Source organism: Halorhodospira halophila SL1, from assembly GCF_000015585.1.
Lineage (GTDB): Bacteria > Pseudomonadota > Gammaproteobacteria > Nitrococcales > Halorhodospiraceae > Halorhodospira > Halorhodospira halophila.
In genome coordinates, this window is sequence record NC_008789.1 from 520,509 (window position 1) to 535,418 (window position 14,910).

At 69.5% G+C, this 14,910-nt stretch carries 10 protein-coding genes; 3 read left to right on the top strand and 7 right to left on the bottom strand.

The genetic code is table 11. The features are described from left to right. Positions 1-37 precede the first annotated feature (37 nt). From HHAL_RS02330 to HHAL_RS02350, 5 genes are all read right to left on the bottom strand, one after another. Complete coding sequence (locus HHAL_RS02330; RefSeq protein ID WP_011813268.1) at positions 38-1,006, bottom strand: patatin-like phospholipase family protein; 969 nt, start codon at positions 1,004-1,006, stop codon at positions 38-40. Between the two features lie 175 nt (positions 1,007-1,181). After that, a complete protein-coding gene (locus tag HHAL_RS02335) occupies positions 1,182-1,886 on the bottom strand; it encodes a TSCPD domain-containing protein (protein WP_011813269.1) in 705 nt (234 codons plus the stop codon). A gap of 104 nt (positions 1,887-1,990) precedes the next feature. Beyond that, positions 1,991-4,156: an adenosylcobalamin-dependent ribonucleoside-diphosphate reductase gene (locus HHAL_RS02340; RefSeq protein ID WP_011813270.1), complete on the bottom strand. Its 2,166-nt coding sequence runs from the start codon at positions 4,154-4,156 to the stop codon at positions 1,991-1,993. A 298-nt stretch (positions 4,157-4,454) separates the two neighbouring features. Then, on the bottom strand, positions 4,455-7,172 hold the full coding sequence (locus HHAL_RS02345) for a cation-transporting P-type ATPase (protein WP_011813271.1): 2,718 nt from the start codon (positions 7,170-7,172) through the stop codon (positions 4,455-4,457). 46 nt (positions 7,173-7,218) lie between these two features. Further along, the gene (locus HHAL_RS02350) at positions 7,219-8,883 is read right to left on the bottom strand and encodes a Na/Pi cotransporter family protein (protein ID WP_011813272.1); all 1,665 of its coding nucleotides are present in this window, start codon (positions 8,881-8,883) and stop codon (positions 7,219-7,221) included. A 77-nt stretch (positions 8,884-8,960) separates the two neighbouring features. Here HHAL_RS02350 and HHAL_RS02355 point away from each other — a divergent pair, with 77 nt between their 5' ends. Both HHAL_RS02355 and HHAL_RS02360 read left to right on the top strand, forming a co-directional pair. Continuing rightward, positions 8,961-9,728: a hypothetical protein gene (locus HHAL_RS02355; RefSeq protein WP_011813273.1), complete on the top strand. Its 768-nt coding sequence runs from the start codon at positions 8,961-8,963 to the stop codon at positions 9,726-9,728. 47 nt (positions 9,729-9,775) lie between these two features. Further along, positions 9,776-12,910: an error-prone DNA polymerase gene (locus HHAL_RS02360; RefSeq protein WP_011813274.1), complete on the top strand. Its 3,135-nt coding sequence runs from the start codon at positions 9,776-9,778 to the stop codon at positions 12,908-12,910. Here the strand turns inward: HHAL_RS02360 and HHAL_RS02365 are convergent. Continuing rightward, complete coding sequence (locus HHAL_RS02365) at positions 12,907-13,299, bottom strand: RNA-binding S4 domain-containing protein (RefSeq protein ID WP_011813275.1); 393 nt, start codon at positions 13,297-13,299, stop codon at positions 12,907-12,909. The genes HHAL_RS02360 and HHAL_RS02365 overlap by 4 nt on opposite strands. A 47-nt stretch (positions 13,300-13,346) precedes the next feature. Beyond that, positions 13,347-13,841, bottom strand: a complete 495-nt coding sequence (gene rraA / locus HHAL_RS02370; RefSeq protein ID WP_011813276.1) for a ribonuclease E activity regulator RraA — start codon at positions 13,839-13,841, stop codon at positions 13,347-13,349. A gap of 86 nt (positions 13,842-13,927) precedes the next feature. Between rraA and HHAL_RS02375 the strand changes: the two genes are divergently transcribed. Continuing rightward, entirely contained in the window at positions 13,928-14,890 is a 963-nt protein-coding gene (locus HHAL_RS02375; RefSeq protein WP_011813277.1) for a GGDEF domain-containing protein, read from the top strand. The last annotated feature ends 20 nt before the right edge of the window (positions 14,891-14,910 follow it).

The following is a 14,910-nucleotide window of genomic DNA, read 5'->3' on the forward strand; positions in this document are numbered from 1 at the left end:
GCCTCGATCGCTACCGCCGGCGAACGCCAGCGTCGCGTTATCCTACCTGATCGCCCGTGCTTCCTTGGATCAGATCCTGGATGGAGGGCAACATCCGCTCGACCATCGCCTCGCCGATGCCGATCGCCTCTTCGGCACGGTGGAACTCCAGCAGCCCGATGTGGGCCAGGCGCGGCGCGAGCATCAGCTCGGGGGGATCGCCAGCCATCCGACTGCGGGTGATGCGGTCCTGCATGATGTTCAGCGATCCGGCCAGCACCTCAAAGACGCCCGGCGCCTCGCTGCGCTCGGCGTCCCGCGCCCCGGTCCAATCGCCCCAGAGCCCGACCAGCGTCTTGGCGTGGCTACGCACGCCGGCGGGCAGCTGTTGCAGCCAGCGCTCCGGGTCGACCCCGGTACCGGCGTGATGGGCGCTCTCTCGCAGGTGGCGCCCCACCAGATCGCCATTGAGATTCACCGCGATGACCACGTCGGCGTCGAGGGCGCGGCAGACGCTCACCGGCACCGGGTTGACCAGTCCGCCGTCGACCAGCCAGTCACCCCCCCGGCGCACCGGGCTGAACACCCCGGGCAGCGCGCTCGAGGCGCGCACGGCGTCCGCCAGATCACCCTCGCGCAACCACACCTCGGTGCCCCGACCGAGCGTGGTGGCCACAGCGGCGTAGGGCATGGCCAGCCCTTCGATAGCCGCTCCGGAGAGGTGCTCCTGGTAGAAGTCGTAGAGCCGGCGCCCCTCGATCAGCCCACCGGTGGAGCGCAGGCTCGGGTCGAGCATGCCCAACACGTCGCGACGGGTCAGCTTACGCACCCACGGCTCGAGCACATCGATCTTGCCGGCGGCGTAGAAAGCCCCCACCAGGGCCCCGATGGAGGTCCCCACCACCACTTGCGGGCGCACTCCGGCCCGCTCCAGGGCGCGGATGATACCGATATGGGCCCAACCCCGCGCCGAGCCGCTGCCCAGCGCCAGGGCCACCCGCGGTTTCGCCTTCTGCTCATTCACCATGCCGTTCTTCGCTAACGCTCCCTTGCCAACTCACGCAGCATGGCGGGGCTCGGCGGCGCATTCCACAGCTGCAGCGGCGGGAAGCGCAAGCCGGGCCATTCGACCCCGGAACGCCGCGGCCCACGGCTGCAGGGCTGGCGGCGGACCGCCCGGAGCCATACCCCCGGCGAACTCCTCAGCCGCACTTCGACTCCCCGCAATTGAGGCACGTCAGGCAGCCTTCCATCTGCACCATCGCCTTGGTGTGACACTTGTTGCAGAGCTGCGATCCCTCCGGGAAGGCGCCGGGCTCACCATCCCCGGTGTTGGCTGCCGGTCCGCCACCCTCGACCTCGGCGCGCTTTTGCTCGATGAAACGCTTCTGGTGCTCATCGAGCCCCTCCGGCTCCATCATGCCGATCTCGCGCAGGTGGGTCTCGATGACATCGCCGATCTCCGCCACCAGCGAGGGCATGAAGCGGCCCCCGCGCTTGAAGTAGCCACCCCGCGGATCAAAGACGGAGCGCAGCTCCTCGGCGAGGAAGGTGCAGTCGCCCCCCTTGCGGAAGACCGCCGAGATAATGCGCGTCAGGGCCACGATCCACTGGAAGTGGTCCATGTTCTTCGAGTTGATGAAGATCTCGAAGGGGCGGCGGATCTCGTGCTCGGTCCCCGGGTTGAGGATGACGTCGTTGATGGTGACGTACAGGGCGTGCTCCGAGAGCGGCGTCTTGATCTTGTAGGTCGAGCCGTGGAGCGCCTCGGGGCGCTCGATGTGCTCGTGCATATGCTGGATGTCGGACTCCGGCTGGCCCGCCGCATCCTGGCTCGGCTCCGGCGCTTCGGCCTCGTTGCGGACCACCTCGTAGTCGACGATGCTCTTCTCGATCTTCTTGGCCATGTACTCGCTCCCCCCGGTGGGGTTCCGATTCGGGTTCAGGGAATGGGGCAATCCTTGGGTGACCGCGGTTCACTCCGCGCCCACGGACGCGGAGCGCCGACGGGTCAGAACTTACCGTAATACCCCTCCTTCAGCGCCTCGTAGAGGTTGGCAGCGCTGTGGGTCTCGCCGTCGTACTCGATCTCCTCATCCCCCTGCGCCTCAAGGACCGTGCCGTCCTCCAGATGGAAGCGGTAGGTGGTCTCGGAGAGATCCTTCTCCTTGACCAGCACGCCCTGGAAGACCTCCGGGTTGAAGCGGAAGGTGGTGCACCCCTTCAGGCCCTGCTGATAGGCGTAGCGGTAGATGTCCTTGAAGTCCTCGTAGGGGTAGTCCGTCGGCACGTTGGCCGTCTTGGAGATGGACGAGTCCACCCACTTCTGCGCCGCCGCCTGGATATCCACGTGCTGCTTCGGGGTCACCTGATCGGCGCTGATGAAGTAATCCGGCAGCTTGCCCTGCCCCTCTTCACCGCCTTCCGGCAGGGCGTCACCGTCGATGAAGTGGCGGTACGCCAGCAGCTCGAAGGAGAAGACGTCCACCGGCTCCTTGGTCTTGCGCCCTTCGCGGATGACGTTGCGCACGTAGTGGTGGGCGAACGACGGCTCGATGCCATTACTGGCGTTGTTGGCCAGCGACAGCGAGATCGTGCCCGTGGGCGCGATGGAACTGTGGTGGGTAAAGCGCGCCCCGATCTGGGCGAGCTCGTCCACCAGTTCCGGCTCTTCGTCGGCGATGCGCTGCATGTAGCGCGAGTACCGGCCCCACAGCACGCGGCCCGGGATCTGCTCGCCGACCTCGTAGCCGTCCTCGCGCAACTCGGGTCGCTTGCGCATCAGCTCCGGGGTGATCTCGTAGATCTCCTCCATGATCGGCGCCGGCCCTTTCTCCTTGGCCAGCTCGAGCCCGGTGCGCCAGCCGGTCAGCGCCATCTGCTTGGCCACCTCTTCGGTGAAGGCCACCGAGGCGGCATCGCCGTACTTCATGCGCAGCATGGTCACGGTGGAGCCCAGCCCCAGAAAGCCCATGCCGTGGCGGCGCTTGCGCTGGATCTCGGCGCGCTGCTGCTCCAGGGGCAGACCGTTGATCTCGACGGTGTTGTCGAGCATCCGCGTAAACACCGCCACCGCCTCGCGGAACTCCTCCCAATCGAAGCGCGCCTGCGGCGTGAACGGGTCGCGGACAAACATGGTCAGGTTGATCGACCCGAGCAGGCAGGCGCCGTAGGGGGGAAGACCTTGCTCACCACACGGGTTTGTGGCCCGAATCTCCTCGCAGAACCAGTTGTTGTTCAGTTCGTTGTACTGATCGATCAGGATGAACCCGGGCTCCGCGTAGTCGTACGTGGAGGTCATGATCAGGTTCCACAGGTGGCGCGCCTTCACCCGACGGTAGATGCGGCAGGCGACCCGGCCCTCGCCGTCGGTCACATACCCCTCGCGGGTCGGCCACTCGCGCCAGAGCACCTGCTCCGGATCCTGTAGGTCGATCCCCTCGGCGGCGACCTCGTCGTCGGTCAGCGGAAAGGCCAGCGGCCACTCTTCGTCGGCCTCCATGGCCTGCATGAAGGCGTCGGTGATCAGCAGCGACAGGTTGAACTGGCGCAGCCGACCGTCCTCGCGCTTGGCGCGGATGAAGTCGGTCACGTCCGGGTGGCCGACATCGAAGGTGGCCATCTGCGCGCCGCGCCGCCCGCCGGCGGAGGAGACGGTGAAGCACATCTTGTCGTAGATGTCCATGAACGACAGCGGCCCGGAGGTGTACGCCCCGGCGCCGGAGACGTACGCCCCGCGCGGGCGAAGGGTGCTGAACTCGTAGCCGATGCCGGCACCGCTCTTGAGGGTCAGACCGGCCTCGTGGACGCGCTTGAGGATGCCGTCCATGGAGTCGTGGATGGTCCCGGAGACGGTGCAGTTGATCGTCGAGGTGGCCGGCTTGTGGTCCCAGGCCCCGGCGTTGGAGATGATCCGCCCCGCCGGCACGGCACCGTGACGCAGCGCCCAGAGGAAGCGCTCGAACCAGTGCTCCTGCTTGGCCTCAGTCTCCTCGACCTCGGCCAGCGCCCGGGCAACGCGCTGATAGGTCTCATCGATGCTGCTGTCGACCGCCTCCTCGGTCTTGGTCTTGAGCCGGTACTTCTTGTCCCAAATGTCGAGGGAGGCGCTCTGGATCGGCACATCGCCGGCCGACTGGCGCATCGCCTGGACCTTGCTCTCGGCGCGCTTGGTCATGGATCGTCTCCCTTGGCCTGCCTGTGTTGCGTGAATCGCGAGCATAAAGCAGCCCGTGGGCCGGCGCGGCGCGCGCTGGCCCGGTTTTCAGGATGCTCGCGGGAAACACCATATGTAGTAGTTACCGGGTCAGCTTACCCCAACCGGTTGTGATTTCAAGTCTTGACAGGCAAGGGGAGCAACGCTACTTCAAGGCAGTGGGGCGGTCCGACCGCCCGGCGGCCGGGCGGCGCAGCGCCAACCACGCGGCACCCGGCGCTGCCCGAACCCGGACCGCCGGGCACCGCACTTGCGCCAGTCAATCCTCCGGCGAGATCCGTCGCCGCAGGACCGCCTTCTCCAGCTCGACGACGCCGAACAGCAGGACACCGAAGACCAGCACCCGCAGCCACTCCTCGGGACCCAGTCCGGCGGTGCCGAACAGCGCCTGCACCGGCGGGGCGTAGGTGAACAGCCCCTGGAGAACGATGAGCACGCCGATGGCGATCAACACCGCCCGGCTGCCGAGCAGGCCGGCGACACTGGTCACCGGTTCCAGGATGTAGCGGGCGTTGAACAGGTAGAAGACCTGACCCATAACCAGGGTATTGATGGCCACCGAGCGGGCCAACTCGTCAGAGACCCCCTGCGCCTCCATGTAGACGTAGTGGCCAAAGGTGCCCATGACCAACAGCACCGAGACGAACAGGACCCGCCAGATCAGGAACCCGGAGAGGATCGGCTTGGCCGGATCCCGCGGTCGGCGCTCCATCAGCCCCGGCTCCGGCGGCTCGAAGGCCAGCGCCAGGGCCAGGGTCACGGCGGTGACCATGTTGATCCACAGCGCCTGGACCGGCGTCACCGGGAGAGTCAGCCCAAACATGATGGCGATGACGATGGTGAACGCCTGCCCGCCGTTGGTGGGCAGCAGGTAGAGGATCGCCTTCTTGAGGTTGTCGTAGACCGTGCGCCCCTCCTCCACCGCGTAGGCGATGGAGGCGAAGTTGTCGTCGGCGAGGACCATCTCCGAGGCCTCCTTGGCCGCCTCGGTGCCCTTGTTGCCCATGGCGATGCCGACATCGGCGCGCTTGAGCGCCGGGGCATCGTTGACCCCGTCCCCGGTCATGGCCACCACCTGGCCGTGCCCCTGCAGCGCCTGGACCAGGCGCAGCTTGTGGATGGGCGTGGTGCGGGCGAAGACGTCGGTCTCCAGGCAGCGGCGACCGAGCTCCTCGTCGTCCATGGCCTCGATCTCGTGACCGACCAGCGGCTTGCCGCGGATACCCAGTTGCTCACCGATGGCGCCGGCGGTCAGGGCGTGGTCGCCGGTGATCATCTTCACGCCGATGCCGGCCCGGTGGCACTCGGCCACGGCCTCGATCGCCTCCTCCCGCGGCGGATCGATGATCCCCATGACCCCGAGGAACACCATACCCTCCTCGACATCGGAGAAGAGCAGCTCGCGGTGATCGGGGTCGGTCTCCTTGACCGCCACCGCCAGCAGCCGCTGCCCCCGGGAGGCGATGCCGTCGAGCACCTCCTGCCAATGATCGCGGTCCAGGGGGCGATCGCCGTCGGCGGTCCGCTCCCGGGTACAGGCAGCCAGCACCCGCTCCGGGGCACCCTTCATGATCAGCAGCCCGCCGTCCTCGCGCTCGCGGTGGAGGGTCACCATGAACTTGTAGGACGACTCGAACGGGATCACATCGACCCGCGGGAAGGAGCGATCGAGCTCGCGGCGCTCAAAGCCGCCCTTGACCGCCGCCACCATCAGCGCACCCTCGGTGGGATCCCCCTCCAGGCGCCAATTGCCGTCGCGATGGTAGAGCGCAGCCTCGTTGCACAGCGCCACGCCACGCAGCATCTGCGCCAGCACCGGCTCCTCGCCGGCGCTGACCGTTTCGCCCCCGTTGCGGTGGAACGCCCCATCGGGGACGTAGCCCACGCCGCTGACCTCGTAGGCCTGCTCGGCGGTCACCACACTGCGCACGGTCATCTCGTTGCGCGTCAGCGTCCCGGTCTTGTCCGAGCAGATGGTGGTCACCGAACCGAGAGTCTCTACCGCCGGCAGGCGCCGGATGATGGCGTTGCGCCCGGCCATGCGCTGCACACCGATGGCCAGGGTGATGGTCATGATCGCCGGCAGGCCTTCGGGGATGGCGGCAACGGCCAGGGCCACGGCGGCGAGGAAGGTCTCGATGGCGGTATACGCCTGCAGATAGTAGCCGATCAGGAAGGTCGCCGCGGCGAGCAGGACGATGGCCACCGACAGCCAGCGCCCGAACTCGGCCACCTGGCGCAGCAGCGGTGTAGTGATCGACTCGACCCCGGCAATCAGGCTGCTGACCTTGCCGATCTCAGTGGCCTCGCCGGTGCCCACCACCACGCCCTGGCCGCGGCCGTAGGCAACCAGGGTTCCGGAGAAGGCCAGCGACTTGCGATCGCCGAGCTCGGCATCGACGGCCACCGGTTCGTCGGCCTTCTCCACCGGCACCGACTCCCCGGTCAGCGCAGCCTCGTCGAGGCGCAGGTTGCGCGCCTCGAGGATGCGCACATCGGCGGGTACTCGGTCCCCAGCCTCGAGCAGGACGATATCGCCGGGCACCAGATGCTCGGCGTTGACGGTCATGCGCTCGCCATCCCGCAGGACCACCGCCCGTGGCGAAAGCATGCCACGGATCGCGTCCAGGGCCTTCTCGGCCTTGCCCTCCTGGACATGACCGATGATGGCGTTGATCAGCACCACGCCGAAGATGACCGCGCTGTCCAGGGTGTGACCGAGCAGCGCGGTGACCACGCCGGCAACGATGAGGATGTAGATGAGGACGTTGTGGAACTGCTTGAGGAAGCGCTTGATCGGACCCTCGCGCTCCGGCGGGCGGAGCCGATTGGGGCCGTAATGCTCGAGCCGCTGCTCGGCCTGCTCGCTGCTCAGCCCGCTGCCCGGCTGCGCCTCAAGGCGGCTAACCACCTCCTCGGAGTGTATCGCGTGCCAGTCCGCTTGCCGCTGCTCAGCCTGCCCTGCACCCTCGCGCATACCACCTCCCGCCTTGAGGTTATCCCAGAATGTTGCAGTGTAGCATTCAGGGGAGTCCCACCTCGTCCGCACCCCCGCTGTCGACCAGTTCGCGTTCGGCGTTCTGGAACTTGCGCAGATAACGGGCGGACTTGGTGGCCTGATCCAGCGCCCGGCGCACCGCCGAGAGGCGATCGAGCACCGCCACCATCCGCCGGACCGGCAGGCGCCCCTCGGCGCCGGCACGCAGCAGGCGCTCCTTGATCGGCTGATACTGGCGGTCGAAGCCCTTCCGCACGGCCTTCACTGCCTGCCGATCCCAGGCGGAGAGGTCCTCACCGGTGGCCTCGATGCCGCGAACTGCCTCGGCGAGCAGGCGGTCCACTGCGGCGGCCAACTCCGGATCGTCGATGCGCGTCTCACCCCCCGCGTCCAGCTTCGCCAGGGCCACAGCCCGCTCGGCCATGTCCTGCTGGTACTGCGTCACCCGCAGCAGGTGGGCCAGGCTGTTGGCGAAGGCCGGATCACTCTGGCTGCGCTCGATGCGGTTGGCGAACTCGTTAATGGTCAGGGTCAACTGCTCCAGGACCCGGTACTCGCCCTCGAGCCACTCGCGCTGGGCCGGCCCGCCGCCACTGATCGCCGCGGTGACCATACCGCGCGCTATGGCCCCGGTGCGCTCGGCCTCCAGGCGCGCGGCATCCAGGGCCAGGGCCGGGGTGGCGAGGACGTTGTCATCCAGGTAGCGCGGCCGGCTGTGGCCGTCATCGCCCCGGCGAAAGCGCCGCTCCAGCCACGCCACCAGGCGGGGTGTGGCCGGCCACATCAGGGCCAGGCCGAGGAGCATCATCAGCGTGTGAAAAACGGCCAGCACCACCGCCTTGTGCGCCGCCAGACCCAGCCAGCCGACGATGTGGTGGGCCAGTTCCAGCAGCGGGACCAGGGCCGCCAACGCCGCCATCCCGGCCACCGTGTTGAAGATCACCTGGGCCGAGGCGGTGCGCTGGGCATTGGCGGTGGCCCCCAACGTGGCGAAGACCGCCGTCGAGGTAGTCCCCACCGCTGCTCCGATCACCGTGGCCGCCGCCGCCTGCTCGGGGACCAGCCCGCCGGCAGCAGCGGTCAGGGTGATGGCCAGCGCCGCCGAGGAAGACTGGGTGAGCGTGGTCAGCACCATGCCGATGGCGACGAACAGCAGCAGGCTCAGCACCCCGTAGCCGGCCAGGACGGCGAGCATGCCCGGGTCACCGAGGTCGGCAAACGTCCCGCGCAGGATATCCAGCCCCAGGAAGAACAGCCCGAGCCCGGCGATGGCATCCCCGAGCGCCTGCCGACGCCGGGAGCCAGCAACCACCCGCAGCCCCATGCCGATGCCGACGGCGGGCAGCGCCAGCGCCTGGAGGTCGACGTTGAAGCCGATCAGGGCCACGATCCAGCTGGTCAGGGTGGTCCCCAGGCTGGCGCCGTAGATCACCCCGATGGCCTGGGTCAGGGTCAGCAGCCCGGCGTTGACGAAGCCGACGGTGGCGAAGATCACCGCGCTCGACGACTGCACCGCGGCGGTAATCAACACCCCGGAGAACAGCCCCCGCAACCGCGAGCGCGTCGAGGCGGCAAGGATATCGCGCAGCGCGCCCCCGGCAGCAGCACGCAGGCCGTCGCTCATCAGCCGCATACCCAGCAGAAACAGGCCGATACCGCCCAGGAACGTGAAGACCTGCATGCCCCCCATCGAGGACTCCTGTCGCCAAAAACCGATGCGTCGGGACGGGATGTTAGACTAAAGCGTCCTATGAAGTCGGTACTTCGATGATCGCTCTGATCCTCGCCACGCTGCGCGACGCCACCTCCCTGCTCCTGCGCGGCCTGCTCGTCGTCACCCTGCCCCTGATCGCCCTGATCCTGCTCGCCCTCCAGGGCACCGGTGCCGTCTACGCCGAGCTCGCGGAGCTCGCCTTCCCGCTGCGCCTGGCGCTAAGCGCCTGGGTGGCCGGCGTGGCCGTCGCTGGGGTCATCGCCCTGGGCACGCTACTGACCGCGGCCCAGAGCGGCTTGCCCCGCACCCACTACTTGGCCGGCTTCTGGCGGCTGGTGCGGCTGTGGATCGTGCAGGCCGTGTGGCTCATCCCGGCGGCGTTGCTCATCGCCGCCGTGGCCGCGCTGCTCGGTGATGCCGTGCGCGCACCGGTGGCCGAGTACGCTGACCTGCGCGCCGCCGCCCCGTGGACCACGGCGCCAGCACTGGAGATCGCGACCGGACTGGTGCTGCACACGGCCATGCTCACCATCTCGGCCACCTGGCTGTGGCCGCCGGTGGTCCTGCTGCGCAGCGACGGGCGCATCCGCGAGGGGCGTCCCATCGCCCGGCGGATGCTTCAGCGCATCGCCAGCCTGGAGTGGTTCCTGGTCTTGATGCTGATCCCGGTGCTGGCCGTCTCCCTGCTCTACCCACCGGCGGGATTACTCGGCGTGCTGCTGATCGTCCTCTGCCCGGCGGTCACCGTGGTGGCCATACAGCGCAGCAGCGACGCCTTCCGCCACGCCACCAGCGGCCGCTTCCCCATCGTCTGGCGCTGAGTCTCCCCCTTGCCTTCCGGCGGGCAAGGCGGCAATCTACTGTTGCCATGACCACTGTACAAACAACCACATCTCCGGCGTACGCCGAACTCCACTGCCTGAGCGCCTTCACCTTCCGCCGCGGCGCCTCGCAGCCCGAGGAGCTGGTCGCCCGGGCCGCACAACTGGACTACCACGCCCTGGCCATCACCGACGAGTGCTCGGTGGCCGGGGCCGTACGCGCCTGGCAGGCGGCACGGAGCCACGGCCTGCACTTGATCGTCGGCACCGAACTGCGCCCGGCCGATGGCCCGCGGGTCGTCCTCCTCGCCCCCACCCGTCAGGCCTACGGACAGCTCTGCGCCCTGATCAGCCTGGCCCGCGGCCGCGCGGCCAAGGGCGGCTACCACCTCACCCGGGAGGACCTGGACAGCGGCGCACCGGACTGCCTGGGGCTGCTCATCCCGGACGCCCCCCACCAGGAAGGGACCGAGACCGAGGCCCAGACCCGCTGGTTCGCCCGCCGCTTTGCCGGACGCGGTTACCTGGCGGTGGAACTACTCGGCGGCCCCGACGATGCCGCCCGCTGCCGGATGCTTGAGGCCCGTGCCGCCGCCGCGGGCCTGCCGGCGGTCGCGGCCACCGGCGCCGAGATGCACACCCGGGGCCGCCGGGCCCTGCACGACACCCTGACCGCCATCCGCCACGGCCGCCCGGTCGCCGAGGTCACCGCCCACCTGGCCAGTAACGGCGAGCACCACCTGCGCCGGCGTCCGGCCCTGGCCGAACGCTACCCCCACCACCTGCTCGCACAGAGCACCGCCATCGCCGACCGCTGCACCTTCTCGCTGGACGAGTTGCGCTACGAGTACCCCGAGGAAGTCGTTCCCGAGGGCACGACACCGACGGCACACCTGCGCCAGCTGGTCGAGACCGGGGCCCGCCGGCGCTATCCCGACGGGGTGCCGGCAGCCGTGCAGGCCGGCTACGAACGCGAACTGGCGATCATTGCCGAGCTCGGCTACGAGCACTACTTCCTGACCGTCCACGATCTCGTCGCCTTCGCCCGCGGGCGGGGCATCCTCTGCCAGGGGCGCGGCTCGGCGGCCAACTCCGTCGTCTGCTTCTGCCTGGGGATCACCGAAGTGGATCCGGCGCACCAGTCGGTGCTCTTCGAGCGCTTCGTCTCCCGCGAACGTGGCGAGCCGCCGGATATCGACGTGGACTTCGAGCACCACCGGCGCGAAGAGGTCATCCAGTACATCTACCAGCGCTACGGCCGCCACCGGGCCGCTCTGGCGGCCACGGTCATCGCCTACCGGCCCCGCTCGGCCGTGCGGGACGTGGCCAAGGCCCTGGGCCTGGAGCGCGAGAGCGTCGAGCGCCTGGCCAAGGGGCTGCAGCCCTGGGACCACTCCGCCGCCAACGACGAGCAGCTCCGCCAGGCCGGGCTCAACCCCGACGGCCCCATTGCGCGCCGACTGCGGATACTGGCCGGGGAGCTCCTCGGTTTCCCGCGCCACCTCTCGCAGCACGTCGGCGGGTTTGTCATCGCCCGCTGCCCAATCACCGAGCTGGTACCGGTGGAACCAGCCGCCATGGACGGGCGCACGGTGATCCAGTGGGACAAGGACGACCTGGAGGCGCTCGGACTGCTCAAGGTGGATGTCCTGGCCCTGGGCATGCTCAGCGTCATCCGCCGCGCCTTCGAGCTCATCCACCACTGGCGCGGCCATGCCTGGACCCTGGCCACTCTGCCGCCGGCCGATCCGGCCACCTACGCCATGATCCAGCGCGCTGACACCCTGGGGGTCTTCCAGATCGAGTCGCGGGCGCAGATGGCCATGCTGCCGCGGATGCGCCCGCGCTGCTTCTACGACCTGGTCATCGAGATCTCCATCGTCCGCCCCGGCCCCATCCAGGGCGATATGGTCCACCCCTACCTGCGCCGGCGCGAGGGCAGCGAGCCGGTGGACTACCCATCCGAGGAGGTCCGTGGAGTTCTGGAGCGCACCCTCGGGGTACCGATCTTCCAGGAGCAGGCCATGGAGTTGGCCGTCGTGGCCGCCGGCTTCACCCCGGACGAGGCCGACCGGCTGCGTCGCTCCATGGCCGCCTGGCGCAAGAAGGGCGGACTGGCACCGCTGCGTGAGCGGCTCATCGAGGGGATGCGCGAGCGCGGCTACTCCAGCGCCTACGCCGAACGCCTCTACCGGCAGATCGAGGGCTTCGGCGAGTACGGCTTCCCGGAGTCCCACGCCGCCAGCTTCGCGCTGCTCGTCTACGCCTCGGCCTGGCTCAAGTGCCATGAGCCGGCGGCCTTCGCCGCCGCCCTGCTCAACAGCCAGCCGATGGGCTTCTACGCCCCGGCGCAGATCATCCGCGACACCCGGGAGCACGACGTGGCGGTGCGCCCGGTGGACGTGCGCTTCAGCGAGCCGGCGTGCACGCTCGAACCCCCGCAGCCGCCGGACAGCCCATCAGGCGCCGGCTCGCAACCGGCCCTCCGCCTGGGGCTGAACCAGATCCGCGGCCTGTCCACCGCCGGCGCCGAGCGGATCGCCGCCGCCCGCTCCCGGGCGCCCTTCACCGGGGTCAACGACCTCAAGCGCCGCGCGCACCTGTCCCGGGCCGATATTCACGCCCTGGCCCGCGCCGACGCGCTGCGCGGCATCGCCGGGCACCGCCGGGCGGCCAGCTGGGCAGCCCTGGGCGCCGACGAGGGGACCGCCCTGATCCCTCCCCCGCCGGCCGAGGCCGGCCGACCGAGCCTCGCCCCCGCCCGCGAGTCCCAGGCAGTCCTGGCCGACTACGCCAGCACCGGCTTCACCCTGCGCCGCCATCCGCTCGCGTTCCTGCGCCGGCAGCTCCGGGCTCGGCGCTACCGCAGTGCCGCCGAGCTCGCCACCGCAGAGGACGGCCGTTCGATACGGGCTGCCGGGCTGGTGATCAACCGCCAGCGCCCCGGCTCGGCCGGGGGGATCACCTTCGTTACGCTGGAGGATGAGACCGGTCGGATCAATCTGGTGGTGCGCCGCGCCACCGCCGAGGCCCAGTCCCGCCCCTTGCTCGAGGCCCGGCTTCTGGGGGTGGCCGGCACCTGGCAGTACCGGCACGGCGTCGGGCACCTGATCGCCGGCCGGCTGGAGGATCTGTCGGGACTGATCGGCGAACTGGACGTCCGCTCCCGCGACTTCGGCTAACCGCCCTTCTTGAAGGCCGACAGGCGGCGCCGCTCACGCCGGTCGGGGCGATGGCTGGGCCGCGGCATGGACGCGGCGGCCGCACGGCGCTGCTCGGCCTGCTGCTGACGCCGCTGGCGGCTGGCTTCGGTCTCCTCGTAGAGGGTCTCGGCCACCTTGGCAGGGCCACGCTCCTCGGCCACATCGCGGACGATCACCTCGAAGCGCTGCTGCGCCTTGGTAATGGTCAGCCGATCCCCAGGGCGCACCGCCCGGCTCGGCTTGGCCTTGCCGCCGCCGACGTCGACCTTGCCGCCCTGCACCGCCTCGACGGCCAGACGGCGGGTCTTGAAGAACCGCGCCGCCCACAACCACCGATCCAGGCGCACCGATGCCGAACCATCACTCATGCCAATGCCCCTCTGCCGTACGGCTCCGTGGTCGCGCTGCCGCCCCCCTAGAGCGTCAGCTCGCGGCTCGCCACCACCACGCCGTCTTCGTCCGCGTAGAGCCAGTCACCGGACTGGATGGTGACCCCGGCGAAGGTCACCGAGACGTCGCGCTCCCCGAGCCCCTTCTTCTGACTCTTGAGCGGGTGCGTATTGAGCGCCTGGACGCCGAAGTCGATCTGCGCCAGCTCGGCACTGTCGCGCACACAGCCGTAGATGATGGCGCCGGACCAGCCGTTCTCCCGCCCCAGCTCGGCCAGTCGGTCGCCGAGCAGGGCGCAGCGCATGGACCCGCCGCCGTCGACCACCAGCACGCCGCCGTCCCCGGGTGCGCTGAGCAGCTCGCGCACGCGGACGTTATCCTCGAACAGCTTGAGCGTGGTCACCGGGCCGCCGAAGCGCGCACGCCCGCCGTAGCCGATCAGCATCGGGTTCATCGCGCGCAGCTGCGCCCCCGGCTCGTCGGCGTAGGCATCACAAAGATCGGTGGTGAGCAGCGCCATGGCGCCTCCTGTCGTACTCCAACTGGCTGGTGTGCAGGGTGTTGGTTTAAGGTAACCGTCTGAACGCCGACTGGGTACCAAAGGCCATGAGCGCACAGCACGCCGCGCACGCGCAAGCCGACACCATCACCGCCCTGGGAGCGTATCTCACCACCCTGGCCGAGAGCCACGGCCAGGACGAGGTCGCACAGGCCCTGTGCGAGATCGCCACCCAGACGCTGCCGCGCAGCTGTGGCGAGCTCTGGCAGCTCTCGCTCGATCGCGAGGGCTGGTACCACGGCGGGGGCTGGCAGACCGGCACCGTCCTGCCACCGCAGGGGTACACCCTGCGGGCGACGCTGCCCCGGGGCCCCACCGACGAACTGCGCCTGCCCCTGCAGGCCCACGGCCTGACCGTCGGCGAGGTCCGGGCCCCCTATGAGGGCCTTGAGTCGGAGCAGGAGCAGCAGCTGCTGCAGACCCTGAGCACCGCCGCGGCCATCAGCCTTTCCGGTCACCTGCTGCAGCGCCGGGTCCGCCACCGCAATGTCCGGGATCCGCTCACCGGCCTGTTCAACCGGCGCTACCTCGAGGACACCCTCGAGCGCGAACTCCACCGCGCCCGCCGGGTGAACGCCGGGCTGGTGCTGATCCGCCTGGAGGTCGACACCCTGGATGCCTTCGCCGCCGAACACGGCAGCGAAACCGCGGACCGGCTGATGCAGGCCATGGCCGACGCCGTCCACCACGCCTTCCGCGGCTCGGACGTCTGCTGCCGGGCCGGTGATGACGGCTTCGGTATCCTGCTCCCCGATGCCAGCCTGGATAACGGCGCCATGCGCGCCGAGGCGGTGCGCGAGGAACTCGCCGAGCTGCGCATCCATCAGCGCGGTCGCCCCCTCGGGCCGGTGACGGTCTCCGCCGGCGTCGCCGCCTATCCGGATCACAGCAGCAACCGGGACCTGTTGCTCGATGCCGCCGAGAGCGCGGTCACCCGGGCCCGCGACGAAGGCGGCGACGTGCTGCGCATCGCTGAGCTCGTCTCGCCCCCCAATCCCAACCAGATCTGACCGAATCGAGAAAGGAGCCA